Raw genomic sequence first — 25116 nt, 5'->3', positions numbered from 1 at the left:
TGGCCCGCCAGCGAGAACAGGAACGTCGCGAGGAAGACCGCGAACGTTCCCTTGGTGATCCGGCTGCGCACATACAGCCGCACCACCCGCGGCGAGAACTGGCTGCTCGCCATCTGCAGCGCGACCAGCGAGATGCTGAAGACGACACCGATGAACGTCAGCATCGCCGAGCCCACCGTCGTCACGACCGACTTCGCGTCCTCCGCGATCTTGATCAACGACGTGACCGATTCGTAGTCGCCCTCGTCCTGCAGCGTCCCGATCAGCCAGGCGTCCAGCTCCCCGACCGCACCCGCCAGCACCAGCGCCCCGACCAACCCCACGGCGGGCGCGAACCAGAACGTGTCCCGCAGATGCTCCCGTAGCGGCGACAGCGCCCGTGGCCTGCGACTCTCACGGTGCGTAACCGTAGGTGACATATCGCTCACACCCGGACCCTACGTCCTCCCACCCCCCGAACCCGGGACCCCGCCCACCCCCGCGCACGGCCCCCGGCACGGCGCCCAGGACGGCGTCTTATGCAGGTGAGAAGCACTCCGATTCCTTGGTATCGTTGTCCATGTCGCCGCGGGATACCTCGGCACACACCCTGTCCGGGTGGCGGAATGGCAGACGCGCTAGCTTGAGGTGCTAGTGCCCTTTATCGGGCGTGGGGGTTCAAGTCCCCCCTCGGACACCAGCTAAGACCCCTGTTGATCAGGGGTTTTCTGCATTTCTAGGCTGTGGCGTGACCAACCACGTGACCAACAGCCCAGGGATTTCCCCAGGTCAGACCAGGGAAGACAGGCCGAGTCGGCCCGCTCCGGAGGCGGCCAGTCGGCGCGCTCCGTCCTTACGTGAGTGGCCGTATCGGGCCATGGTGTAACCGGGCGAGTGGTGCCGCACGTTCGCTGAGACCTCTACGGGATTCTCCCCGGCTTCCAGATCGTTCGTGACTTTGCTGTGCCTCCAGTCGTGAATCCGAAAGTCCTCCGGCAGGTGTAGCCGGGTGCGCAGGGTGCGCCACCGTGCCGAGACCTTTTCGGGGTCCTGTGGTCCGCCTGCCTCGCCCCGGTACAGCTTGAATCCGTCACGGGCGAACACGAGGTCATGGTCAGTCCAGGCGGAGCCCAACCGCTTGCGCTCCGCGTCCTGGCGCTCCTTCTGCCGCTTGAGCACGTTCATCACGGACTGGTCCACGTAGATCAGTGCGTTGTCGTCACCGTCCTTGGTGAGCTTGCGGAGCCGGTAGGTGTTGCCCTCCTCGACCACGACCCAGCCCAGTTCGATGGCTCCGGTGTCCCAGTGGATCAGGGACCACTTCATACCCAGTGCCTCACTGCGGCGCACGCCGGTCGCGGCGTACACGGTCCACAGCGGGGCGTCCCGTAGGCAGTGGTGGGTAAGCCCGCCATCGCAGGCCCGGTTCCCGCACGGCTCCCACACCGAGCCCAGGAAACGGGCCGTGTGGTCGTCGTCCAGGGTCGGGTATTTGCTTTCCTGTGCCCGTATCTGCCGCTGGGTGGGCGGGTGTGCTGTGGTAGCCGGGTTGGTGGGTATCAGCTTGGGCACAGCGGCCCCGAAAGCGCCGGACAGGATGTTGTGCACGTGCCGCACAGACTTGGCCCCCAGGGGCTTGCCCTTGTTCGTCGGGCACGGGGCGCTTTCCAGCAACCGGTACAGGTCGTCAAGGATGTCGTCCGTAACCTCGGACAGCTTGACGCCGCCGATGTGCGGCTTGATGTGCAGGCGGATCTTCGTCTCGTATCCGGCGATCGTTGTTCCCTCCTTTCGGTGGTTGGACAACCACTTGTCCAACCAGTCACTCAGCTTCATGTCAGAGCGGGCCGCGACCTGGCCCGTCTCGTGGTCCGTAATCCACTTCCGCAGCGCCTTTTCTGCGGCGGTCTTGGTGGGGTACTCGCGTCCGATCCAGTAGCGCTCTTGCTTGCCGGACGCCTTGTTGAGGTGCAGGGGCGTTCGTACGCCCCAGGTGTTGGGTCGGCCCTTGCGGGGGATCTCCACTGGAGTCCCGCCGAGCCCGTTACCGCGCTTGGCCACGTGGGTTACTTACCTTCCTGTTCCTGGTGCCACTGGGTAAGGAGCGTTGACGCCTTGTTGGTGAGCCGCTGGCCGTCCCACAGGCCGAGTTCCTTAGATCGTTTGATGCGCTCGGACATGGTTGCCTTGCCGATTCCCAAACGGCCGGCCAGCTCGCCTTGAGGAGCGGTAGTGCCGGTGGCGCGCATTCGGAGCAGCTCCGCCACCAACAGCGTGTAGTCCTCCTCTGTTCGGCAGCGGGCCGGAACGGGGTAGGGCTCGTTCATCGTCCGGTCCTCCTGTTCGGCGAGTGCGGCGCGGGCTCCGGCCTTGATCTCGGCGAACGGGATTTGCCGCAGTAGGGATGACGGGATGCCATCGGTCTCTAGGGCCTCCTCCATGCCCCGGTTGACCTCCTCTTCGGTCCCTCCGACTGCGAGACGGATAGACAGTTCAGACGGTCCCGTGAAGGGGGCTCCGACGGGGCATCGGGCAGTGACCAGCCACGGCCCGTAGGCGCGGTGCCAGACCAGTTCACTACCGTCGCGCTGCCAGCCGTCATGGCCTGTGGTGTGTGCTGTAGGTGTGTTCACGTGCCCGACCCTAGCAGTATCCGAACGAGTGGCAACAGGTTCGGACATGTGGCAGCCATCACTACTCCGAACCTGACGCAACAGGTTCGGAGTGAGTTAAATTGGTAGTAGGGCCGGACAGCAACGGGCGGCAACCGCCCCTCGGCCATCGGGGAGACGCGTTGAACAAGCTCATGACCGTGGAAGACGTGGCTGCCTACCTGGGCAAGCCCCGTTCTTGGGTGTACGGGAACTGGCGGCGAGAGCAGATCCCGTTCCGCAAGGTGGGGCAGGCGCTCCGGTGCCGCCCGACCGACCTAGAAAAGTGGCTCGACGAGCAGGATTGAAAGACAGCAGGAATTGACGCCCCCGAGGCTATCGGGGGCTTTTTGTTTGTTGGGGGACGGATGAACACCAGCATTCCGCCGTTGAGCGAGCGGGGACAAACCGAGTTGGAGCGCCGTGCTGATGCACTGCTAGAAGCGGCCGGTGCCGAGGTCGGCGAGACATGGCCGGGCTTCTGGCCGCAGCGCGAAGAGACGGAGTTCGAGCGGATAGCGGCGGCGCACACCGGGATGATTCCTTTGAGTTGGGCTCCGATTGCGGCGGCACTACCGACCTTCGACCCGCAGTCACATCGCCGTGACGTGCAATCCGACATGCAGAAACGACCCGGCGCGGGAGAGCCGGACCCGTACGCCGAACTGCTCTCCCTGCTGTCCGAAACGGAAGCACAGTACGGTTCCGGCTTCCTGGTGGAGCGCCGGAACTACCCACCGGATTCCTGCCAATGGGCCGGATGCCGTGAGCCCTTTCATGCCTCGCCGAGTACGAGAAAGCGCGGGCGCCCACGCAGGTACTGCCAGGGGCACCAGAAGCCTGCCAGGGCCCGTACGCGGCGTCTGCGGTACGGGGGCGTCCAGGTGGGGCGGAACAGGAACTTGGTCTACGACTTCGCGGGGATAGCGGAGCAGGATCTCACCGGGTACCGGGAGCTGTGGGGCCCGATCAACACTACGGGGACATGACGGAGCGAGGCCGCTTCCGGGCGGCCTCTTGCCGTGTCGCATTAATTCAGAACAGTGGAGGGTCATTCCTCCGGGCCATGCACACTCGGCGGTGTGCCTCTGGCACGGCCACGGGCCGGGCAGTTCCCAAGTCGTCATGGGGCTCTGCGGATACCTCCCTGTGAAGGGGGACAGCGTAGAGAAGACACTCCTCCCTTGCCTCTCACTGAATCGTTCACTGTGGGGGGTAGGGGGGCAGTGTTTTCTCTTACGTTGTCCTCTTGTGAGGTACGAGGCCGCCTTTAGCGGCCCGTTAGTTAGAAGAGCCCTTACTCAACCACTGAGGAGATGTTGCCATGAGCGAATCAGAACAGATTCCAGACGCTCCGGTAGCCATGCCGGCCGAGGTAGTTCCGGCCGCACCTGACCCAGTAGAAGCTATCCGCGCCCAGGTAGCCCAGGAGTATGCCGGGAAGCTGGCGCATGCCGAACTGAGATTCCAGGCCGCCAGGAATGGAGTGGAGCTGCCCGCCGGTTTCACTGACTTCCTGGATGCGTCCAAGCTTGTCGGTGATGACGGCCAGCCGTCAGCTGAGGCAATTGGGAACCTCCTTGAACCGTTCAAGGCCGCGAAACCACCTCAGTACCTTCAGGGGATCGGCCTGGGCCGCCAAGGTGGCTATACGGACTCCCACCCCACTGTCTCTCTTGACGCCCGCAACCGATAAACCAGGAGTTCCCCTATGACAGTCAAGGCTTATCAGAATGCTTCGACGCATTCCTTCGTTCCTGAAGTTTGGGATTCTAGCCTCCTCACGCAGTTTGACCCGCTTCTGGTCTGGGCTTCCCCGATTGTGTCCAACAAGAAGTACGAAGGTAATATTCGGGACCGAGGCGATGTGGTCCATATCAACTCGCTGTCCCGCCCCTCGGTGGGCGACTACAGACTTCCTGAGGGGATGACGGCCCAGCGGCCGGAAACCGTTGATCAGAAGCTTGAGATCACCGAAGCCAAGTACCTGCAAGTTCTGGTAGAAGACGCTGAGCGTCTACAGAGCGCGGGCGCGTTGAACTCTCCCATCAATCAGCAGATGATCCGAGCGCTTGCCCGTGCGGCGGATGTCTTCATGGGCGGCGTGATCGCAGCCGGGGCAACGGCCCTTCCCAACATTGCCGTTACCACCGCGACGGCGCCGCAGGCGCTGTACAGCGGCATCCTGGACATGATGCTGGCCCTGGACGACCACGACATCCCCGGAGGCCGTTACGCGGTCGTCTCGCCCCGTGCGAAGCGGTATCTGATCGAGCACCCCTCGGTGGCTAACGCTGCGGCTTACGGCGAGGGCGGCGTCACTGCAAACGGTGTGGTGGCGCGGCTCGCTGGCTTCACGATCCTGTCCACCACCGCCATGCCTGCTGGAGCGGACATCGTCGCGGGTCACTCTGAATTCGCGACGTATGCCAGTCAGTTCAGTGGCTTTCGACAGGGGCAGTCGGAGAAGTACCGGGCCGACTACATCGACACTCTGCACCTGTACGGCGGGAAGGTCGTCCGCTTCCCCGAACTGGACACCCAGAAGCCGGACAACACCTTTGACGAGAGCAAGCCCACCAAGGGCATTGTCAAGGCTGCGGTGACCTGGCCCGTTGCCTAACCGGTTGATTAGTTCGGGCCCCTGCCCATCTGGCAGGGGCCCGTTTCTTTTCACTGTCCGTCGATCAACAACCCGCGCCGGCCTTCGACCGTGCGTGACGAAAACAGGAGGTCCCGTGCCGAAGATGCGCAACCCGAACTCCCCGCACTCGCGATACAAGGGACTCGACGTACTGCCGAACGACCACGGGCTACCCGTTCCAGATCTGCCCTCCGTCAGGGAATGGTCAGACGCCGAGAATGAGCAATGGTCGCAATGGTGGAGCAGCCCGCAGGCGGCGCGCTGGGATGAGTCCTACGTTCCGACCGTGGCAGTCATGCTGACTTATTACGGCAAGATCCTGGACGGAAACGCCACCCGCGACCACTTGACCGAATATCGGCAGTTGGCTACATCGCTTGGGCTGACCGCTGACGGGATGAAGCGGCTGGGCTGGGCCTTCGAGGGGGACGAGTGAGCAGACGAACGGTCAAGGCCGGGGCCGCAGGCAGTCATGACGGAGTGCACCGGGCTGGTTATGAGTGTCCCTGGGGTGAGCCTCAGTGCTCGGGATGTATCCAGGAGTTCGCTGTTCACACCGGATGGGAACTGACCGGGAAAGTGCGGCCCTGGAATGACGATTTCAGGCACCAGCCTAAGCAATGTTTTGCGTGTCGCTAGATGTGAACCGATGGCCCTTGGGGATTTGATTGGCAAACGCGGTCGAGATACGGCACCCCCGGTGGGTCCCTTTCTCTTTCTAATGCGTGTTACCCCCACTCGTATATGCATTTGCATAATCAGACAGTTATGCGTTAGTTACCGTTCCGTGATACGGAGTGTGCAGGATGTAGTCAGTTCCAACCCGCCGAGTGCGGAGGCTGTGAGAGCGATGCTCCGGCCACCTACTGAGACTTCCCGCCCAGTCCGAACAAAGGAATGCGCCGCTATGCGTAAGACCGTGCTTGTGCCCGTTGAGAAGCGCCTGTGCGATGCCCACATAGCGCGTGATGGGTCCGAGATGGATGCCACGGACACGTTGGAGCTCGGCCGCCACACGTGGGACTTGTGCCTTGAACACTCCGTGATCTTTGGGCGCTACCTGTGCGACGCCATGGGAGTACCGGCCAGCGCCATGGGTGACCCTGCCCAGGAACCCACTCCTGAGGCTGAGCCGGTGAGTGGTGCGGCGTTGGAGCCTGAGGCAGACGACGAACCGGAGTCCGAGTCTGTGAGCGACGCTGAGCCGGTGCGGTCCGTGATGATCAGTGGCGAGATCCCCGGTTACGGGTGGGACGACGCCCGCGAAGCGGTGCGGAACCTTGGCTATCAGGTGGTGGGACGTGCGGACGAGACGACCGTGTTGATCATCTGTGGAGAAGGTGCGGAGCGTAACGCGACCAAGTTGCGGGACGCGCGGGAACGTGACCTGCCGTGCTTCGACGCCACCAAGCCGGGCGCGTTCAAGGCTGCTGTCTGCGCTGGACAGTTCAGCGGTGGCGACCTGTTGCCGGAACCGGTGAAGAAGGATGCGCCTGCGGTGATCAGTGAGCGGGAGCGCAACCGGTTGGTGCGGGTGTGGGCGCGGGCCAACGGCTACCGCGTCCCGGACAAGGGACGTATCCCGATGAGCGTTCGCTACGCCTACGACCTGACGCACCGTGACGTGACCGAGGGAAAAGCAGTCGCGGCCTGAGTGCCGTGCCCCAGGTGGCGGACACGCAGCGTGTCCCCCACCCCGCACCACCCCCCGTACAGCTCACCTTCTGGGAGATCGACACCCCATGAACGCCCCCGTTCTATACGGCCCGATCGGCCGCACTGTCCGCGCTGTTGCTCCGCACATCGAGTGCGACCCGGTCGGCGTGTACGTCGCAGCGCTCAGTATGTGGAGTGCCGCTATCGGCCAAAGCGTGCGGGTGTCCTCCCGTGGCAACGCCCGCCCGGCCCTGCTGTGGTCGGCACTGGTAGCCGGAACCGGTCGCGGCAAGGGAACCGCATTGCGGGCGGCTCAGCACGTCATGCGACCCGCTGTAGGCCGCTTCCTGGACACGCACACCACATCCGGTATCACGTCGGGCGCCTCTCTGGTCAACTACCTGTGGGAGCAGCAGGAAGCGACCGAGGAAACCGAAGCGGGGCGCGATGTGCGCGCCCTCGTGATCGAGGAAGAATGGTCCGAAGTGCTCCGGCGGGTGAAACGCGACCCCTCGTTCACCGCCAAGCTCAGAGCCGCATGGGACGGGGCTCCACTCCGCAACACCACCAAAGATGATCCACAGGCTGTGGATGACCCCGCCTTGGTGCTGCACACGCACATCACGCCGTCCGACTGGACGCGGTACATCGGAGCGCAAGAGGCGTCCGGGGGGTCCTACAACAGGATCATGCCGTTCACCCTTCGGGCCGTTCCGATGCTGGATGACGACCGCGCCACGCTCCCGCCGGTAGATGGCGGGGACCTGGCAGACGCTTACGCCTGGGCCACTATCCGGCCCCGGGTGATCAGCCTTGGTGACGACGCCCGGCCGCTGTGGCGGATCATCCGCCGATACGCCCGGATCATCGCCGAGTCCCTTCCGGAAACGCAGGCGGTGTTCATCGAACGCACCGCAGAACAAGCCTTGCGTGTGGCTGCCTGCCTGGCTGCCTCCGAGTGCTCCGACATCATCGACCACGCTTGCCTTTCAGCAGCCTTCTCACTGGTCCGTTACAGCGTCCAGTGCGCGGTCAGCATCACGGACAACGGCGAGGCACCCAAGACCGTGCGCAAGCCCGCGACCCTGGCGGACAAGGTCCGGGCACGGATCACTCTCCACGGCGGTCGGGCGACTTCCTCCCAGGTGCTCCCGTTCGTCGGAGCAACCGCAGCAGAGGTCAAGGCACTGCCCGGAATCGTCGTCACACAGGAACGGTCGGCGGTCGGCCGCCCCGCAACCGTCTTCACCATTGCGACCGACAGTTCCGATTACGTAGCGCTCGGCCGGCCAGGGGCACAACGACAGTCCACATCACCCACCGTCGATGTAAACCGTTCCACGGTCGTACGGCTGGACACCTACCGGCCCACCAAGTCCGAGACCCCCCGACCGGTGGCAACTGTTCAGCGGCCTCAGCGGTCGGCCCCGGTACAGGTTTCGGAAGCGGTCAGCAGCAACCCTTTCCGCGCTCTGCTCTAACACGACCTAGCAAACGAACCGATGCCCCCCGCAATTGCGGGGGGCATCTTTGTTCGTTTGGCACCCCCGGCCATGTACGGCCGAGGTCGGGCCGTCAGAAAAGCAGGTGAGGACTGGTCACGACAGGAGCGAACGGCAGCCCTGAGGGCCCGGGGATGTACTGCGAGCCGACGTGTACGGAGTTCCCGCACCCGTAGCAGCGCATCCACTCGCCTTCCTTCTGCATCGTTGCCGAACAGTTGTTACAGATCACGGGTTGCCCCCTAGAGGGATCTTCTTGAGCCGGGGATGGTTGCCCCACTCCCGGTACTTCGCATTGAGCCAGCGTTGAGCTGCCTCTTTGTCGGCGAACACCAGGGGGTCCGATACTCCTTCTGGCGTTCCCGGCTTGTTGACCATGGTGTACGGCCCCATGCGGTCGCAGACGTGCCATGTGTCGTTGGGTCCGTCCAGCCAGGGGATATAACGGCTGTCCTCGTCCCAGTTAGGGTCATACGGCAGGCGCGCTTTAGGCATGAGACCGACTCTCTTCCTGTGACGGATGCGTTACCGACAGTGTTCTACTCCTGTCGTGTCCCCGGAAGCCGAACCAGGGAAATCATCGACCAGGCTGGATTGCCCACATGAGCGTTCTCCCTTCGCTAGATCGTGCTAGGTCGTGCTGGTGGCCCACCCCGGGCAGGGTTGTGGATATTCCTGCCGCCCGGGGCGGGGGCTTGGGTTACGGCCCTAACCCTGCGGCCGTCTGGGTGGTGCTGGTGGTGCCCGCTCCGACCGCGAACACGTCGCTGAACCTTGTGGGTCCTGCGCGGCCGGGGCGGGGGCTTATACGTGGCGCTGGCTCATGCAGATCAGCGCGATTACCGCCGCAAGCCCGCAGACGTTGAGCGCCAGGAACAGGGGCCCCGCGTAGCGCCCTAAGCCCTTCACGGCCGCTCCGGTCCCGCGCAGCGCACGCATGGCCGGCACGGCTCTACCAGGACGTTCTTGGGAAGGAAGATGATCCCTTCGGGGGTCACGACGATGGGCCGTGTTCGGGATGGCGGCGGATCAACACGTTGAAATCCGTCCGCTTCGACGGATCGGGCGTCGCTGCCCGCTTCGCTGCCAGTTCCTCGCACGTCGCACACCCCTCGATCGGTTCGGGTTCGTCGCTACGCCGTTCCTCGGTGCCCATCACGCCCATGACCTGAGCTTGTCGATCAGCCGGGCGGCCTCATCCGCGCGCAACATCTCGATGGAGACATAGGCCCGCCCGTGCATGGGTGCTTCCGCTGTGACCGCTAGAGCGAAGCCGACCGCAGCGAATGCTGTGCTGAGTTCGTCCGCCGTGTGCTCCGCAATGCTCTTGATCTCTGCTTGCGCTGCCTTGCCTGCCGCGTCCATGGGTCACCTCGCACGTCGTCCACCTCTTCCGGCTTGGTCGGCTCGTCCACAGCGCTGCGGAGCTAGGGGCGCGCCACGGGGCAACGCCCGCTCCTCTCTGTAGCGGGAGCACTACCGGGAGATTCAGCGTGGCGTAGGGTTCGAAAGTCTTCAACTTGCGCAACTTGAAGAGGGAGTTGGGTGGTCACCGTTGAACCGCAAAGAATTAGACCCTGAGAGTTCGCCAGTCGCTGCGTTCGGTGAGCGTCTGCGCAGGTTGCGTGACGAACGCGGGTGGACACAGGACGAACTAAGCGAACGTATGGGCTACTCAGGGACGCACATTTCTGCCGTAGAAACCGGCCGCCGCCCTCCAACTCGCCGCTTCTCGGCAAGGGCTGACAAGGTGCTCGGGACCGGTGACCGGCTCGAACGCCAGGGCCAGGCGGTGCGGCACAGCGCGATCCTGGAGGGGTTTCCGGAGTACGTGGGGCACGAGGCACAAGCGGCAGAGATCAGGCTCTACGAGGTAGGTGTGATCCCCGGCCTGCTCCAGACACCGGAGTACGCAGCTCAACTTGCCGAGAGCGCCGTTGATCGGGGGGCGATCACGCCTGACCAGGCAAGCGAGCGGGTGGATCTTGTTGCGAAGCGGCAGGCGTCACTCATCCGAACGCCTGCGCCTCTGGTACTGGTTGTGCTGGACGAAAGCTGTATTCGTCGGCCCATCGGGGAGGCCGCCGTCATGGAAGCGCAGTTGGCGCGACTTGTGGAGTTCGCCGCACTGCCGACCACGGTGCTTCAGGTTGCTCCGTTCGGCATGGGGGCACGCCGTCCGTTCGACCTGCCGATCTACGTGCTGACTCTAGGAAACCGCTCTCTCATGTCCTATGCCGAGTCAACGCAACGGGGCCACCTCGAACGGGAAAGCACGTTCGTACTGCCGATGCTGACGGCCTACCATCAGCTACAGGCCGAAGCGATGTCACAAGCGGCGTCCGTGGCCATGATCCAAGAGGTACGAAAGGGCACCCCGTGACGACCGAATCCCCCCGCTGGTTCAAGTCCTCATACAGCAACAATGGCGGCGCTTGCGTTGAGATCGCGGCCAACCTCGTTGTCTCAGGCGGTGTCGTCCCCGTCCGTGACTCCAAGGACCCGGGCGGTCCCGCGCTCACCTTCACTCCCGACGCTTGGCGCTCGTTCGTCGCAGGTGTCCAAGGCGGCGACTTCCCGACTTCCTGACGCCGACCGACCTTGAGCCCCTGTCGACACCTCTCGACAGGGGCTCAGTCTTGCTGTCTGAACGCACGTACCTGCGCACAATCCGTCACATATGTGCAATCCCTCACGGGCTGCTAATCTGCGCCAATGGCCCAGAAAATCGTAACCATTTACACGGATGACCTCACCGGTAAAGAGTCGTCCGACGCAGGTACGCACACCTTCGCGGTTGATGGCGTTGCCTATGAAATTGACCTCGGCCCGGACAGCTATGACAAGCTCCTTGACGCCCTCGCCCCGTTCATCAAGGCAGGTCACAAGGTCGGCCGCAGCAAGGGTGCGAGCGGCCCTCGCAAGAGCAGTCCAGCCAACAACGACACGGCAGACATTCGCGCATGGGCCAAGGACAACGGCTATGACGTGAACGACCGGGGCCGTGTCCCCGCGACCGTGCGCGAGGCATACCAAGCAGCTCACTAACTATCGTCTGACCGCTTGCGAGACCCCGCTATTCGGAATCCCGGATGGCGGGGTCTCTCCGTTTCAAGGGTCCCGGATCACCGCGCGACTCAGTGCAAGTCCACGTCGTCACCGGGCCCTGCTGTTAAAACCGAGACGCGGGGTCTCTGCGTGCCGGGACACCGGGATGGTCACGTGACCAACGCATGACCAACAGCGGGCAGGAACAGGAAGAAACCGCAGGTGACGGCCATCAACGTGCAAGAGGATCTGGCGCCCTATGGCGCACATAACCCCAGGTCAGCTAGCTAATAGGCTGGTGTCCGAGTGGAGAGTTCAAGTCCCCCCTCGGACACTTTTTGGAGTCCTCACAGTGTCGACCGATCTTCGGTCGGCACTGTTTGCGTTGGTGGCGCTTGCTCGGGTCGGCCCGAGCCGCCGCCCGACGAGTCGCTCGCCGCCGGTAAATCCGCTGGTCAGGGCGGTGGCCGGCCCGGCACAATCGCCGTTATGGCCCGTACCCCGCACGATTCCGGTTCCCTCGCCGACGCCCTGCTCACGGCGCTGGACCCGCTGCCCTACCCGGCACGCATGCGCGTGCTCGCCCAGCGCGCACGGGACGCCGCCGCGCGCGGTGATCTGGCTGTGCTGCTGCGGGAGCTGTCGGGCCGCGGCACCTACGAACGGCGGCTGGCCGCCGCCGCGGCGGCCGTCGGACGTGACGTCGGTTATCTGCGGGACAGGATCGCGGATCCGGACGCGATGGTGCGCGGGTACGCGGTCAAGGCCGTCCAGCGCGGAGACATCCCTGATGACGCAGTCATCGACGCGCTCGACGACGCTCCCGCCGCCGTACGCCGGCAGGTGGTTCGCGCGATCGTCGGCGGGCGGCGCTCCGCGCTCGCCGACCGGCTGATCGATCCCTACCGGACGTGCTGGGGCGACGAGGAGGCGGCCCGGCTGCTGGGCGGCTGCGGTACGCCGACCGTCGTACGGCTGCTGCCGGAACTGTCCCACGCCGTCAGGGGATGGACGCTGCTGGGCCTGCGGCACCCCGTGGCGGTGCTGGACGAGGCGGGACGCCAGCTCGAAGCGCTGCCGGAGACGATGCGCGACGCCTGGTGGGAAGGGCGGGTGGCGGGTGTGGCGGCGGCCGTGACGGCGGAGCCGGAACGGGTACTCGAGCTGCTGGAGCGGCTGTGTCCCGGGCCGCCCCCGGCCCGGATCCTGGACCGGATCGACGATCTCGTGTCGGCGGCGCCCGGCCGTACCCTGCGGTACCTGCTGGCCCCCGAACGTGCCGACGCGCTGCGGCGGCGGGGCCTGAACCGTTCCACCCTGCACCGCCTCGTACGCCTGGACCCGCCCGAACTGGCCGATCTCGGCCGGGCCATGAGCCAGGACCACGCGGCTCTCGCCAAGCTGCTCAAGGCGCAGCCGCCGTCCCGCCGCAACGCCCTGTTCGATGCCTGGACCAGCGGGCAGGACATGAGCCGGGCGGTCCTGAACCCGGTGCTGCTGGATGTCCTTCCGCGGGCGCGCCGCGAGTCCGAGGCGCGCCGGATGGCCGCTCAGGCGCGCGAGCGCGGCGAGTTCTGGACGACGGTGCTGACCGCGGTCTCCTACCTGCCGGTCGGGGAGGCGGTCGCGGAACTGACCGCCGCGACCCGCCGGTCCGAGGCGGAGGGCCGGGCTCAGGCCTGGCCGCTGCTGGTGCGCAACGCGGCGCGTTCCGGCGAGCCCGCGCGTGTCACCGAACTGCTGGGCAGCCTGGAACGACTGCGCAACGAACAGGACCCGGTACGGTCCGCCGCCCTCGAAGCGCTCGCCCAGACGCATCCCCGCCTCTTCACGGACGACAACACGAGCGTCCTCGAGCGCATCGCCACCGACGCGATCGAGGCGCGCGACTCGTCCTGGCGCACCCATCACGCCCTGCGCACGCTCGCCGTCGGTCTGCTGCGCGAACATGCCGTCAGCGGGGAGCGGCGGCTGGTCGGCTGGTCCCTGGGCACTCTGGAACGGCTCCACGGGCACACCGGTGGCGTTGATCTGGGCCGACTGGACCAGGGGCTGCGCCGTGGCCAGGAACAGGAGGTGTTCGCGGCGCTGCGGCCGTGGCTGGAGGCGGGCGCCGAGAAGGCGGACCACGCGCTGACGTTCGCCCTTACCCGCTCGCTGGGCCGCCGCGCCCACGCCATGTCACAGCTGCGCGAACTGCTGTGGCAGGCGATCCAGTTCGGCGACAACGCGACCGTGCAGGAAGCCATCGGTTACTGGCTCGAGGGCTCGCCGGCCAGGGACGACGAGGTGGCCGTGATTCTCGCGCTCGAACCGTCGGCGGCTGTGCTGGGGCCCGTCCTCACCGTACTGACCGAGCACCGTACCGATCTGCTCGACGCCGTCCTGGGCGACACTCCGCCCTACGGGCGCTTCCGGGTCGAGGGTGCCCGATGGATGCCGTGGATCGACAGCTCGGTGAATCGTTGGCTGCCCCGCCACCAGGCCGCCGCGGCGCGGCTGCTGGCCCGGCGAGCGGGTGATGCCTCCCTGCCGATGCACGAGCGCACCGCGGCGATCGCCCAGGCCGCCGTCATCCCGGAGCTCGGCGCCGGCCTGGTCCGTCGCTTCACCGGGTCCTCCAGCGTTCCGCTCGCCGAAGCCGCGCTCGGCGCGCTGGTGTGGACGGACCGGCCGGGGGAGGCACTGCCGGAGCTGCTCGCCCACGTCGGGGGCGACCGTGCCCGGGTGGCCGCCTACGCGGCGACCCGCGCGACGCTGTACGTCGAGCCGTCCCGGCTGCACGCGCACCTGCGCGCCGTGCTGCTGCCCGAGGACGCCGCCTCCACGAAGGTGACGAGCCGCAAAGAGGCGGCCAGGCTGGCCGCCACCCGGCTTCCCCTGGCGGCCGCGGCCGACCTGCTCGCCGACACCTGCCGACGGGCCGGGCAGCACCATGACGTGCGGGCCGCGTGCGTGGCCTTCGCGACGGGGCTGCTCGGCTGCGAACCGGCCTGGGAACTGCTGGAGGCGGCGGCGACCGGAGGGCCGGAAGTGCGGCAGGCCGTGCTGCGCACCCAGCCGCTCGACATCGCGGACCGGCACCGCGGGCGCTACGCGCGACTTGTCACAGCCGTGTGCGAAAGCGCTGATCCGGAAACCGCCCTGCGGGCGTTCGGAGCACTTCCGCGGTGGGCCCCCTGGGCGCCCGACGCGGCAGAGGTCCTGGTGTCCGCTGTCACCGACCTCGACAACCGGGAGACCTGGAGTGCGGCGGCCGGGGCGCTGGTCGTCCTGGCGATCTCCGAATCGGCCGGCTCGGAGCAGGGCGGTCCGCTGGCCCGCGCTCTGACGTCGCTGGTGGCCGCCGCGGCTCTGCCGGACGAGCCGGACGCCGCCCCCGACCGTGACCGGCCGGCCCGGCGCCGGGTGAGGGCCCTCGTCGAACAGCTCGCCGTCCACGCCCGGATGGCGGCGGGCGCCACCCGGCCCGTCGCCAAGGCGGCAGGCGAGCTCCTCGCCGGGTTCGACGCGTTCGTACCCGACGCGGTCCACATCCTGGTGAGCGCCGTGGATCTGGACGCCGAACCGGCGGTGCTCACGGCGGCCCTCGTCCGGCTGGTGCCGCTGAGCGAGGGCCGGCCCGCGCTCGCCGTACGGACCGCCCAGATCCTGCGCGGACGGCTGAAGACCGCGGGGCAGCCGGGCACCCCGGACGGCCTGCTGCACGCGGCCCGCCGGCTGTCCACGGAGGACGGTTGTCTCGCGGGGCTGCTCGCCGTCGCCCTCACCGAGGTGGGGGGCAAGCGCACCCAGTGGCCGGAGTCCTGGCGCGAGCAGCTGCGGCTGCTGCGCCGCCACCCGCACCCGGACGTCCGTGACGAGGCGCTGCTGCTGGCGACGGCACCCGAATAGGGCCGGGCGCGACGAACGCGCCCGGCCGGGGCTTGATCAGGGCTGTGCGGGTGCCGTGGTGGCGACCACTGCGAAGGCGGCGCCCTGCGGGTCCTGCACGACTGCCATCCGGCCGACCTTGTCCATGTCGAAGGGGGGCGCCATCACCGAGCCGCCGGCGCGGACCAGGGCGTCGACCGTGCTGTCGACGTCGTCCACGGAGAAGTTCACCAGCCAGTGCGGCGGGACGCCTTCCGGCATGTTCTCCATGCCCTGCATGCCGCCGATGGTGCGGCCCTTGACCTGGAAGCCGGTGAACTCCGGCATGTCCGGCATGGGGCCGGCCACCAGTCCCAGCGCCGCCTCGTAGAAGGTGCCGGCGGCCTTCGGGTCGGGGGTGGCGAGCTGGTTCCAGACCAGGGCGCCGGGTTCGTTGACGATCTGCGCGCCGGGGAACTCCTTCGGCTGCCAGACGCCGAAGACCGCGCCCTGCGGGTCCACCGCGACCAGCATCCGGCCGGTGTCGCCGACGTCCATGGCGGGGGCCATCACCGTGCCGCCGTTCGCGCTGATCGCGGCCTGCGTGGCGTCGGCGTCGGCGGTGGAGAAGTAGCTGGTCCAGTTGGGTGGCGGTGCGGGCTCGTCGCCCATCGACATCGCCTTCATGATCCCGGCGACCGGCTTGCCCTTCAGCGTGCAGACCGAGTAGCCGCCGAACTCCTCGGCGCCGACCTCGCCCTGCCAGCCGAAGAGGTCCCGGTAGAAGTCCAGGGCTGCCTGCTGGTCCGGGACCATCAGGTCGATCCAGCACGGTGTTCCGGGTTCGTACGGAGCGGTGACTTCGGACATCTGACGTCTCCCAGCGGTGGTCCGCCGCGGGCGGCGCCCGGGCGGGTCTGTATCCCCGCTGACCACCTTCCTCGCGGTCCGCCCATACCGCCATCGGGCGCGCGGCGGCCGCTCGGTGATTTTCCCGCCGCCGGTGATGCTCCGGGCCCGGCAAGGTGCCGCGGGTCAGTACCGCGTGCCCGTGGCGGCCGGGAGGGCGTCCAGTTCGGCGAGGTCGCCGGGGGAGAGGGTGAGGTCGGCGGCGCCCGCGTTGTCGGTGAGGTACTTCGGGGTCTTGGTGCCGGGGATGGGGACGACGTAGCGGCCCTGCGCGAGGACCCAGGCGAGGGCGACCTGGGCGGGGGTGGAGCCGGTGCGCCCGGCGATGGCGCGGACCGTGCCGACCATGGCGAGATTGGTGCGCAGCGCCTCCTGCTGGAAGCGGGGGAGGTTGCGGCGCATGTCGTCGGCCGGCAGGTCGTCGTACGAGCTGAAGCGGCCGGCGAGGAAACCGCGGCCCAGCGGGGAGAACGGCAGGAAGGCGATGCCCTCGCGTTCGCAGTGCGGCAGGACGTCCGCCAGCGCGTCACGGGTCCACAGCGACAGCTCGGACTGGACGGAGGCGACCGGGTGGACGGCGTGGGCCCGCCCGATCTCCTCGACCGAGGCCTCGGACAGGCCGATCCTGCGGGCCTTTCCCGCGGCCACCACCTCCGCGAGCGCGCCCCAGGTCTCCTCGACCGGGACCTCGGCGTCGATGCGGTGCAGCTGGTAGAGGTCGACGTGGTCGGTGCCCAGCCGGCGCAGGCTCGCGTCGATCGACGCCTTGATGTGCTCCGGGCGGCCGTTCTGGCCGTAGACGGGCCGTCCCTCGTCCGAGCCGGTCAGCACCAGGCCCACCTTGGTGGCCAGTACGGCCCGCTCCCGGTAGGGCCCCGCGAGCGCGCGGCCGACCAACTCCTCGTTGGTGTAGGGGCCATAGGCGTCTGCGGTGTCGATCAGCGTCACACCCAGGTCGAGGGCGCGCCGGATGACGTCGACGGACACGGTGTCGTCACGGCCGCTCGGGTCGTAGGCATGGGTCATGCCCATGCAGCCGAGTCCTATGACGCCGACTTCGGGACCCTTGGTGCCGAGGGTGGTGGTGCGCATGGGTGCTGCTCCTTCGGACGGCAGCGGAGTCGGCCGGTCGCGGGACGACGGACCGCGGAACCGACCCGCTGCGTGATCGGCGACGATCATCACCTTGCCGTATGACAGTGCGCCCGGTCTCATGGATATTCCGGCCGGCCGCCCACTGCGGCGACCGCCGCCGCGCCCGTACGGCAGCCCGCGGCTGCGGATTCAGCCAGGTCGGCGCCGGTGAGCCGGGCCGCCAGGAAGCCGCCGGCGAAGGCGTCGCCGGCGCCCGTGGTGTCGACGGCGTCGGCCGCGACCCCGGGCACGCGGGCGGTGACCTTTCCCCGTTCGGCGACCAGCGCACCCGCGCCGCCGAGTTTCACCACCGCCACTCCATGGACGGCGCTCAACTGCTGGGCGGCGCGCACCGGATCGGGGTCACCGGTCAGTAACCGGGCCTCCGCGAGATTCGGCAGCAGCAGCTCGGCGCCCGCGATGGCGTCCAGGAAAGGGCGGACCCCGAGCTGCTGGATGAAACCGGTGGAGGCGGGGTCCACGCTCACCGGGATGTTCCGGGCGCGGGCCGCGGCCATGGCCAGCGCGGTGAGTTCCCGGCCCGGCCCGTTGAAGAACAGATAGCCGGAAAGGTGCAGCCGGCCGGCGCCGTCGAGCAGCGCCGCGTCCCAGTCCTCCGGGCCGAGCCGCACGCTCGCGCCGCTGTCGGTGACCAGGGTGCGCTCCGCCGCCGCGTCGACCAGCGCGATCACGACGGCGGTCGGCAGCGACGGGTCGACGCGCAGATGGGGCTGTACCCCGCAGCGCCGCAGTACGTCCCGGTGCCAGTCGGCGGAATCCGCCCCGGCGCGAGCCAGCAGCCGCACGTCGGCCCCGGAACGGGCGGCCCAGGAAGCGGTGTTGGCGCCGGACCCGCCGGGTCGGACCGCGATCCTGGCGGAGGTGTCGGTGTCGGGCGCGAGGGGTTTGTCGTGCAGGGCCACGATGTCGGTGACGACGTCACCGATGACCACCAGAGATGTCCCGGCCTCGGCGGCCGTCATATGTGCCGCGACCAGTCCGCGGCGATCGCGGAGGCGAGCCGGACATTGCCCCGCACCGCCGCCAGATTCGCCTCCAGGGAGGCGCCGCCGGTGTGTTCGGCGAAGTACGCGAGCAGAAACGGCGTGATGGCCTGCCCGGTGACCCCCGCCGCGCGAGCCGCCTCATGCGCGTCGACCAGGACCCGGTCGTGCAGCGCGGGATCGAGCTGCTCCGCCTCGGGGACGGGATTGGCCACGATCAGCGCGGCGCCAGGACCGCCCAGCGCGTCCTGGGCGCGCATCACGGCGGCGACCTCGGACGGTTGCTGCAGCGTCCAGTCCAGTGGCTCACCGGAACTCGTCAGGTAGAAGCCGGGGAAGGTAGCGGTACGGAAGCCGAGGACGCCGACGCCCAGCGTCTCCAGCCGCTGCAGGGTGGCCGGCACGTCCAGTATCGACTTCACGCCCGCGCAGACGACCGTGATGCGGGTACGGGCGAGCAGCCTGAGGTCCGCGGACTCGTCCTGATGGCTGACCCAGTCGCGGTGCACCCCACCGAGACCGCCGGTGGCGAAGACCCGGATCCCGGCACGGGCGGCCAGGAACGCCGTGCCGGAGACCGTCGTCGCGCCGCCGGCACCGGTGGCGAGCGCCGGCGCGAGGTCCCGGAAGCCGAGTTTGCGCAGGCCCTGGTCGCTCGCGACCCGCTCCAGCTGATCCTTGCCGAGCCCGATGTGCGCCGTCCCGTCGAGCACGGCGACGGTCGCCGGGACGGCGCCCGCGGCACGGACGATGTCCTCCAGTTCCACGGCCACCCGGAGGTTGCGGGGCCGGGGGAGACCGTGGGCGATGATCGTCGATTCGAGGGCCACCACCGGCGTGCGCCGGTCGAGGGCGTCCCGCACTTCGTCGGAGAGCGCAAGGGACAGCGAGGAGGGAACGACTGTACGAGGGTCCATCTCTCATTCCTGTCGGACCGCCGGCATTCCCAAACCTCCAGCTCACACCTCCCTCCACAGCTCCCTTTCCGGCTCGCCGCCGGCGGTGGGCGGATCGATGCCCGTCAGCTCGCCGTCGAGCCGCACCCAGCGTGTGATGCCGATGCCGTGCAGGAACGGAAGATCGTGTCCGGCCACGATCAGCGCTCCCCGGTACGAGGCCAGGGCCGCCGTGAGCCGGCGCACGCTGGCCAGGTCCAGATTGTTCGTCGGCTCGTCGAGCATCAGCAGCTGCGGAGCGGGATCGGCGAGCATCAGCGCGGCGAGCGACGCGCGGAACCGTTCACCGCCCGAGAGGGTGCCGACCGGCTGGTCCGCGCGCCCGCCCCGGAAGAGGAAACGGGCCAGCCGCGCCCTGATCTGGTTGTCGGTCGCGCCGGGCGCGAAGCGGGCGACATTGCCCGCGACCGTCAGCTCGTCGTCGAGGAGGTCGAGCCGCTGCGGCAGGTACCGCATCGGCACGTGCGCCACCGCCTCGCCCGCCACCGGCTCCAGCTGCCCGGCGATCGTCCGCAGCAGAGTGGACTTGCCCGCCCCGTTGCGGCCCAGGAGCGCGATCCGTTCCGGGCCGTGCACGTCCAGGTCGGCGCGGGCGCCGTAGCGGACCTGCAGCCCGCGCAGGGTCAGTACGGTCCGGCCGGCGGGGACGGTGGTGTGCGGCAGGTCGATGCGGATCTCGTCGTCGTCCCTGACCGCCTCGACGGCCTCGTCGAAGCGCTCCTTGGCCTCCTCCAGCTTCTCGGTGTGCAGGATGCGGTGCTTGCCGGCAGAGACCTGGGCATCGCGCTTGCGCTGGTTCATCACGATCTTCGGCTCGCGCTTCTGGTCGGACATCTTCTGGCCGTAGCGGACCCGGTGGGCCAGCTTGACCCGGGCCTCGGCCAGGTCGCGCTTCTGCCGGCGCAGATCGGTCCCGGCCGCCCGCACCATCCGTTCCGCGGCCTCCTGCTCGACGGCGAGCGCCTCCTCGTACGCCGAGAAGTTCCCGCCGTACCAGTGCGTCTCGCCGCCGCGCAGATCGGCGATCCGGTCGACCAGCTCCAGCAGCTCCCGGTCGTGGCTGACCACGAGCAGCAGCCCGGACCAGGACGCGACGGCCTCATGGAGGCGGCGCCGGGCGTCCAGGTCCAGATTGTTGGTCGGCTCGTCGAGCAGCAGGACGTCCGGCCGGCGCAGCAGCAGCGCGGCCAGCCGCAGCAGCACCGACTCCCCGCCCGACACCTCGCCGATGGTGCGGTCGAGGGTGATGTGGCCGAGGCCGAGCTGGTCGAGGGTGGCGCGGGCGCGCTCCTCCACGTCCCAGTCGTCGCCGACCGCGGCGAAGTGCTCCTCGCTCGCGTCACCGCCCTCGATCGCGTGCAGGGCGGCGCGGGCCACGTCGATGCCGAGCGCGGTGTCGACCCTGACGGACGTGTCGAGCGAGACGTTCTGCGGCAGGTAGCCGATCTCGCCGGAGACCTTCACCGTTCCCCCGGCCGGGCGTAGTTCACCGGCGATGAGCCGGAGCAGCGTCGACTTCCCCGAGCCGTTGAGTCCGATCAGGCCGGTGCGGCCGGGGCCGGCGGCGAAGTCGAACTCGTCGAGCACGGGGGTGCCGTCCGGCCAGGAGAAGGAGAGGCGGGAGCAGGTGATGGAAAGGGGGGTGAATGCCATGAGGGCCTCCTGGTTGCTGGATGAGAGGGCAACTGTGGAGACACCGGAACGCGACGCGGCTCAACCCCTGAGGGGGAGATGGAGTGGGTGATGACGCCCTGGCGGAACGGAAGGCGGGTCACTGCCGAGGTCGCACTCGGGCACGCGGGAATCCCCACGGGCACGGTGTCTCATGACCTCAGACGCGCAACGGCCTTCTCCAATCGACGACAACAGGGCCGAGAAAGACGTTACGCCGGGGGTCGGTGGGCGTGCAACGCCTTTTCTGACTGCCGGCCGGGCGGCCGGTGGGTCCCGTGGCCGGGGGTCGTGTGTCCGGGGTCGCGTGGCCGGGGTGCCTTCTTCCGTGACGGCGCGCGATGTGCTGAGGTGATGCCCATGGTTGACGACTCCGCATATCCCACGGTGCCGCTCCACCCCCACACGGTCCCCGCCCACGAGGCGGAGGCGCGCAGCCGCACCTTCCACGAGGTCATGGCGAGCCGACGGACCGTGCGGGACTTCTCCTCCCGGCCGATCCCGCAGGGCGTCGTCGAATGGGCGATCCGCACCGCGGCCACCGCCCCGAGCGGGGCGAACGTGCAGCCCTGGCGGTTCGTCGTCCTCACCGACCCGGAGCGCAAACGTGCCCTGCGCGAGGCGGCGGAGGCCGAGGAGCGCGAGTTCTACGAGCGCCGGGCCTCCGAGGAGTGGCTGGCGGCGCTCGCCCCGATCGGCACCGACTGGCACAAGCTGTTCCTCGAGGACGCCCCGGCCGTCATCGTCGTCTTCGAGGTCCACAAGGGCCCGGAATCGCCCCGGCCCTACTACACCAAGGAGTCGGTGGGGATCGCCGTCGGCCTGCTGCTGGCCTCGCTCCACCAGGCGGGCCTGGCCACCCTCACCCACACACCGAGCCCGATGCGCTTCCTGAACGACGTCTGCGACCGCCCTCCCGAGGAGCGCGCCTCGTACGTCATCCCGGTCGGCTACCCGGCGGAGGGCGCCCGGGTCCCGGACATCCACCGCAAGGACCTCGACCAGGTCGTGGTCCGGCTCTGACCGGTCAGGCCGGCTGTACCGGCTCCCGGGGAGCGCCGCGCGGATAATGATTTGGTCCTGCGTCCCCCACCGCGTAGGGTTGGGTTCACCGACGCGGGGTGGAGCAGCTCGGTAGCTCGCTGGGCTCATAACCCAGAGGTCGCAGGTTCAAATCCTGTCCCCGCTACTTACACAGCAGGCCCGGTGCGCAAGCACCGGGCCTGCTGCTTTGTCATGTGCCGGTTCCGGCCCGGCCGCCGGCGCCCGTCTGCTGCGGCGCAAATGAGGTGATCGGGAAGATCCGTTGGGATATACCGGACCGATGTATGAGCAGAGATCCGGTGCCGACCGATCGCCCGTCGTCCTCCATGTCCCGCACAGTTCACGGACGCTGACTCCCGCCGCCCGGAGGAGCGTTCTGCTGGACGACGCCGTGCTGTCGCGGGAGCTGGACCACATGACGGACGCCCATACCGATCTCATCGCCGGCCGGGCGGCGGACGGTGCCGCCGTCACGCCCTGGACGCACGCCAATCTGCTCTCGCGCCTCGTCGTCGACCCGGAGCGATTCCCCGACGAGCGGGAGGAGATGCGGGCCGTGGGCATGGGCGCGGTCTACACCGGCACCTCGCACCGCGGGCGGCTGCGCGACGACGACCCCGACCACGAACGGGAGCTGCTCGCCGAGCACTTCGACCCCTACGCGGCAGCCTTCACCGAGCTGATCGACGCCCGCCTCGCCGCCACCGGCCGCGCCGTCATCATCGATGTGCACTCGTACCCGTCCCGGCCGCTGCCCTACGAACTGCACGCGGCCGGCGCCCGCCCCGCGATCTGTCTGGGCACCGACGAGCACCACACCCCGCGCTGGCTGCTCGACGCCGCCCGCCGGGCCTTCGCGGAGTGCGGTGAGCTCGGCCTCAACACCCCGTTCGCGGGCTGCTACGTCCCGCTCAAGCACTACGGCCACCGCACCGAGGTGTCCGCGCTCATGATCGAGATCCGCCGGGACCTCTATATGAGCGAGCCGGGCGGAGCGCCCACCGGTGGTCTGTCCGCCGTGGTGCGGGCACTGACCGCGCTCGTCGACGCCGTCACGGAGCCGGCGGCCCGTCCAGCTCCTTGACGAGCCGCTTGGGGGCGATCACGCGATAGCTCTCCTCCGTCCAGTCCGACAACAGCTCCGCGGACGGGACGCCCTCGTCGAGCGGGATCCGGACCCAGCCCGCCTTGCCCAGGCCGTAGCCGGCCGGTTCGGCGCCGGGAGCGGTCATCGCGTGGGCGTGCACGTCCTCGTCCTTGAGCTTCACGGTGATGGCCGGCGGATAGCTGCCGTCCTCGACACCGAGGAAGATGAAGACCTTCTTGTTGACCTTGATGACGGACTCGCCCCAGGGGAACTCCTCGACCGCCTCCGGCAGCCGCAGGGCGAACGCGCGGACCTTCCCGCGGACGGCGAGCGGATCGTGGGCGCGGCGGGGCATGGCGACTCCAGGAGCTCGGCGGCGGACCGTGGCTGTCTGTGATCGATGGTAGGGCCGGGGTCCGACAGCCCGCCTGCCGTGCACGCCCACGCCCGTGATCACCCGCCGGAGCCGGTACGCCGGAGCCGGTAGGCCAGGGCCGGTACGCCGGCGGCAGCGGTGTCACGACCCCGGCGGCTGCTCCGGGCGGGTGTGGATGACGGTGTCCAGGATGCGTGACCACTGCCGGACGATGCCCGCGCGGCGAGCCGAGTCGTCACTGAGCAGGTTGGCCAGCCCGAGGCCGCGGGCCATGTCCAGGGTGGCCTGGACGGATTCCCGGACGCCCTCGACGGATTCGTCGGCGTCCAGGAACTCCACCGCGAGACGGTGTGCCTCGCGGCCTATCCGGGCCTCCAGGGCGTTGACCCGGGGCCGCAGCTGTTCCTCGTCCGCGGCCGCGACCCACAGGTGGAGGGCGGCGCGGAAGAGCGGGCCGGTGTAGACGCCGACGAGCATGTCGACGACGGCGCGGGTACGGGACTCACCGTCACGGGGCAGTGCGCGGGCCCGTTCCCGGACGGCGTCCAGCCACTCCTCCGCGACATGCTCGATCGCGGCGGTGAAGAGGTCCTCCCGGGTCGGGAAGTGGTGCTGGGCCGCGCCCCGGGTGACCCCGGCGCGTTCGGCCACGGCGGCGACCGTGCTGCCGCTCCAGCCGCGTTCCGCCAGACAGGAGACGGCCGCCTCCAGCAGCTTCCGCCGGGTGGCGCGGCTGCGGTCCTGCTTGGGGGCCCGGGTGGTCACCACGCCCATGACGGACTCCGGCGTTCGGCGAAGGACCGTATCCCCTCCGCCGCCTCGGGCGAGGCGAAGAGCCGGGCGGACTGTTCGGCCAGTGCCGCCGTGTCCCGGTCGAAGGTACGCAGCACCTCTGCGGTGGTGAGCCGTTTGGACTCGGCGAGACCCTGCGGCGAGGCGGCCCGCAGACCGTCCAGGATGCCGTCCAGCGCGTCGGCGGTCGCGCTCACCAGGCCGATCCGGACGGCCTCCGCCGCGTCGAAGACCTCGCCCGTCAGGTAGTAGCGGGCGGCCGCGCGCGGGTCGGTGCGCGGCAGGACGGTGAGCGAGATGACGGCCGGGGCCAGGCCTAGCCGCGCCTCGGTGAAGGCGAAGCTCGCTCCCTCGCCGGCCACCGATATGTCGCACGCCGCGAGCAGCCCGAGACCGCCGGCCCGTGCGTGGCCGGTGACCTCGGCGACCACGGGCTTGGGCGACTCGACGATGCTCCGCAGCAGCTCCGCCAGGCCGAGCGGCCCTCCGGCGGCCGGATCCTTGAGGTCGGCGCCCGCGCAGAACGTGCTCCCGGTGTGGGTGAGCAGGATCGCGCGGACGCCGGGGTCCTTGACCGCCTCGTCGAGCCCTTCGCGCAGCTCGGTGACCAGGCGGGCCGACAGGGCGTTGCGGTTGTGCGGCGAGTCCAGGGTGAGCAGGGCGATACCGCGCTGGTGGTCGCGGCGTACGAAGGGCGCGTCGGACACGATCGGTCTCCTCCATGCGGATCGGCAGGCCGCGGCGGGCCCGGCGGGACTCGTCGGGCCCAGAAGGACTCGGGGCCCCGGACTCGGTGTGCATCACCGTGAAT

Annotated in this window: 27 protein-coding genes and 2 tRNA genes; 15 read left to right on the top strand and 14 right to left on the bottom strand. The window is 68.6% G+C overall.

The window, feature by feature from the left end:
* Window positions 1–419 (bottom strand): DUF2254 family protein (locus O3W51_RS36620; RefSeq protein ID WP_269288451.1); only part of this gene is annotated, 419 nt, incomplete at its 3' end.
* Between the two features lie 172 nt (window positions 420–591).
* On the opposite strand from O3W51_RS36620, the gene O3W51_RS36615 reads away from it, so the two are divergent.
* Window positions 592–679: transfer RNA gene (locus O3W51_RS36615), tRNA-Leu, on the top strand.
* Window positions 680–768: 89 nt separating this feature from the next.
* Here the strand turns inward: O3W51_RS36615 and O3W51_RS36610 are convergent.
* Both O3W51_RS36610 and O3W51_RS36605 read right to left on the bottom strand, forming a co-directional pair.
* Window positions 769–2040, bottom strand: a complete 1272-nt coding sequence (locus tag O3W51_RS36610; protein ID WP_269288449.1) for a tyrosine-type recombinase/integrase — start codon at window positions 2038–2040, stop codon at window positions 769–771.
* 5 nt (window positions 2041–2045) lie between these two features.
* Window positions 2046–2420, bottom strand: coding sequence for a hypothetical protein (locus O3W51_RS36605; protein WP_269288448.1), 375 nt, complete (start codon window positions 2418–2420; stop codon window positions 2046–2048).
* 353 nt (window positions 2421–2773) lie between these two features.
* Here O3W51_RS36605 and O3W51_RS36600 point away from each other — a divergent pair, with 353 nt between their 5' ends.
* The 7 genes from O3W51_RS36600 (at window position 2774) to O3W51_RS36570 (ending at window position 8411) form a co-directional block, all read left to right on the top strand.
* Window positions 2774–2938 (top strand): helix-turn-helix domain-containing protein, encoded by a 165-nt coding sequence (locus O3W51_RS36600; protein WP_269288447.1) that lies wholly within the window; start codon window positions 2774–2776, stop codon window positions 2936–2938.
* 60 nt (window positions 2939–2998) lie between these two features.
* On the top strand, window positions 2999–3619 hold the full coding sequence (locus O3W51_RS36595; protein WP_269288446.1) for a hypothetical protein: 621 nt from the start codon (window positions 2999–3001) through the stop codon (window positions 3617–3619).
* Between the two features lie 335 nt (window positions 3620–3954).
* Window positions 3955–4326 (top strand): hypothetical protein, encoded by a 372-nt coding sequence (locus O3W51_RS36590; protein WP_269288445.1) that lies wholly within the window; start codon window positions 3955–3957, stop codon window positions 4324–4326.
* 15 nt (window positions 4327–4341) lie between these two features.
* Window positions 4342–5253, top strand: a complete 912-nt coding sequence (locus O3W51_RS36585; RefSeq protein ID WP_269288444.1) for a phage major capsid protein — start codon at window positions 4342–4344, stop codon at window positions 5251–5253.
* 115 nt (window positions 5254–5368) lie between these two features.
* Window positions 5369–5710, top strand: a complete 342-nt coding sequence (locus tag O3W51_RS36580) for a phage terminase small subunit (protein ID WP_269288443.1) — start codon at window positions 5369–5371, stop codon at window positions 5708–5710.
* A gap of 471 nt (window positions 5711–6181) precedes the next feature.
* Window positions 6182–6928: an Lsr2 family DNA-binding protein gene (locus tag O3W51_RS36575; RefSeq protein ID WP_269288442.1), complete on the top strand. Its 747-nt coding sequence runs from the start codon at window positions 6182–6184 to the stop codon at window positions 6926–6928.
* 88 nt (window positions 6929–7016) lie between these two features.
* Window positions 7017–8411: a DUF3987 domain-containing protein gene (locus O3W51_RS36570; protein ID WP_269288441.1), complete on the top strand. Its 1395-nt coding sequence runs from the start codon at window positions 7017–7019 to the stop codon at window positions 8409–8411.
* A 249-nt stretch (window positions 8412–8660) separates the two neighbouring features.
* Here the strand turns inward: O3W51_RS36570 and O3W51_RS36565 are convergent, their stop codons facing one another.
* The 3 genes from O3W51_RS36565 to O3W51_RS36555 all read right to left on the bottom strand — a co-directional run bounded on the left by O3W51_RS36565 (window position 8661) and on the right by O3W51_RS36555 (window position 9797).
* A complete protein-coding gene (locus tag O3W51_RS36565) occupies window positions 8661–8927 on the bottom strand; it encodes a hypothetical protein (RefSeq protein WP_250991623.1) in 267 nt (88 codons plus the stop codon).
* Window positions 8928–9426: 499 nt separating this feature from the next.
* On the bottom strand, window positions 9427–9597 hold the full coding sequence (locus O3W51_RS36560; protein ID WP_269288440.1) for a hypothetical protein: 171 nt from the start codon (window positions 9595–9597) through the stop codon (window positions 9427–9429).
* The gene (locus tag O3W51_RS36555) at window positions 9588–9797 is read right to left on the bottom strand and encodes a hypothetical protein (protein WP_269288439.1); all 210 of its coding nucleotides are present in this window, start codon (window positions 9795–9797) and stop codon (window positions 9588–9590) included. The genes O3W51_RS36560 and O3W51_RS36555 overlap by 10 nt, the downstream gene beginning before the upstream one ends.
* A gap of 190 nt (window positions 9798–9987) precedes the next feature.
* Here O3W51_RS36555 and O3W51_RS36550 point away from each other — a divergent pair, with 190 nt between their 5' ends.
* The 4 genes from O3W51_RS36550 to O3W51_RS36535 all read left to right on the top strand — a co-directional run bounded on the left by O3W51_RS36550 (window position 9988) and on the right by O3W51_RS36535 (window position 15374).
* Window positions 9988–10815, top strand: a complete 828-nt coding sequence (locus O3W51_RS36550; RefSeq protein WP_269288438.1) for a helix-turn-helix domain-containing protein — start codon at window positions 9988–9990, stop codon at window positions 10813–10815.
* A complete protein-coding gene (locus tag O3W51_RS36545) occupies window positions 10812–11021 on the top strand; it encodes a DUF397 domain-containing protein (RefSeq protein ID WP_269288437.1) in 210 nt (69 codons plus the stop codon). The genes O3W51_RS36550 and O3W51_RS36545 overlap by 4 nt, the downstream gene beginning before the upstream one ends.
* 126 nt (window positions 11022–11147) lie before the next feature.
* A complete protein-coding gene (locus O3W51_RS36540; protein ID WP_269288436.1) occupies window positions 11148–11480 on the top strand; it encodes a histone-like nucleoid-structuring protein Lsr2 in 333 nt (110 codons plus the stop codon).
* 489 nt (window positions 11481–11969) lie between these two features.
* Entirely contained in the window at window positions 11970–15374 is a 3405-nt protein-coding gene (locus tag O3W51_RS36535) for a hypothetical protein (protein WP_269288435.1), read from the top strand.
* A gap of 36 nt (window positions 15375–15410) precedes the next feature.
* On the opposite strand, the gene O3W51_RS36530 is transcribed toward O3W51_RS36535, so the two are convergent.
* The 5 genes from O3W51_RS36530 to O3W51_RS36510 form a co-directional block, all read right to left on the bottom strand.
* A complete protein-coding gene (locus tag O3W51_RS36530; protein WP_138355734.1) occupies window positions 15411–16202 on the bottom strand; it encodes a VOC family protein in 792 nt (263 codons plus the stop codon).
* Window positions 16203–16367: 165 nt separating this feature from the next.
* Window positions 16368–17333, bottom strand: coding sequence for an aldo/keto reductase (locus O3W51_RS36525; RefSeq protein WP_269288433.1), 966 nt, complete (start codon window positions 17331–17333; stop codon window positions 16368–16370).
* A 119-nt stretch (window positions 17334–17452) separates the two neighbouring features.
* Window positions 17453–18358 (bottom strand): carbohydrate kinase family protein, encoded by a 906-nt coding sequence (locus tag O3W51_RS36520; protein ID WP_269288432.1) that lies wholly within the window; start codon window positions 18356–18358, stop codon window positions 17453–17455.
* On the bottom strand, window positions 18355–19296 hold the full coding sequence (locus O3W51_RS36515; RefSeq protein WP_269288430.1) for a pseudouridine-5'-phosphate glycosidase: 942 nt from the start codon (window positions 19294–19296) through the stop codon (window positions 18355–18357). The genes O3W51_RS36520 and O3W51_RS36515 overlap by 4 nt, the downstream gene beginning before the upstream one ends.
* Window positions 19297–19338: 42 nt before the next feature.
* The gene (locus tag O3W51_RS36510) at window positions 19339–20988 is read right to left on the bottom strand and encodes an ABC-F family ATP-binding cassette domain-containing protein (RefSeq protein WP_138355737.1); all 1650 of its coding nucleotides are present in this window, start codon (window positions 20986–20988) and stop codon (window positions 19339–19341) included.
* A 378-nt stretch (window positions 20989–21366) separates the two neighbouring features.
* Between O3W51_RS36510 and O3W51_RS36505 the strand changes: the two genes are divergently transcribed.
* From O3W51_RS36505 to O3W51_RS36495, 3 genes are all read left to right on the top strand, one after another.
* Window positions 21367–22029, top strand: a complete 663-nt coding sequence (locus O3W51_RS36505) for a nitroreductase family protein (RefSeq protein WP_443048379.1) — start codon at window positions 21367–21369, stop codon at window positions 22027–22029.
* Between the two features lie 92 nt (window positions 22030–22121).
* Window positions 22122–22195: transfer RNA gene (locus O3W51_RS36500), tRNA-Met, on the top strand.
* Window positions 22196–22330: 135 nt separating this feature from the next.
* Window positions 22331–23134, top strand: coding sequence for an N-formylglutamate amidohydrolase (locus tag O3W51_RS36495; RefSeq protein WP_138355739.1), 804 nt, complete (start codon window positions 22331–22333; stop codon window positions 23132–23134).
* On the opposite strand, the gene O3W51_RS36490 is transcribed toward O3W51_RS36495, so the two are convergent.
* The 3 genes from O3W51_RS36490 to O3W51_RS36480 form a co-directional block, all read right to left on the bottom strand.
* Window positions 23103–23492, bottom strand: a complete 390-nt coding sequence (locus O3W51_RS36490; protein WP_138355740.1) for an MmcQ/YjbR family DNA-binding protein — start codon at window positions 23490–23492, stop codon at window positions 23103–23105. The genes O3W51_RS36495 and O3W51_RS36490 overlap by 32 nt on opposite strands.
* A gap of 162 nt (window positions 23493–23654) precedes the next feature.
* Entirely contained in the window at window positions 23655–24287 is a 633-nt protein-coding gene (locus tag O3W51_RS36485; protein ID WP_138355741.1) for a TetR/AcrR family transcriptional regulator, read from the bottom strand.
* Window positions 24275–25012, bottom strand: a complete 738-nt coding sequence (locus O3W51_RS36480) for an enoyl-CoA hydratase family protein (RefSeq protein ID WP_138355742.1) — start codon at window positions 25010–25012, stop codon at window positions 24275–24277. Before O3W51_RS36480 ends, O3W51_RS36485 begins: the two co-directional genes overlap by 13 nt.
* Between the last annotated feature and the right edge of the window lie 104 nt (window positions 25013–25116).

It is taken from the genome of Streptomyces sp. H39-C1 (assembly GCF_027158125.1).
GTDB classification, from domain to species: Bacteria; Actinomycetota; Actinomycetes; order Streptomycetales; family Streptomycetaceae; genus Actinacidiphila; species Actinacidiphila fildesensis.
Note: the sequence above shows the minus strand (reverse complement) of the source record. Positions and strands in the feature narration are given on the sequence as shown.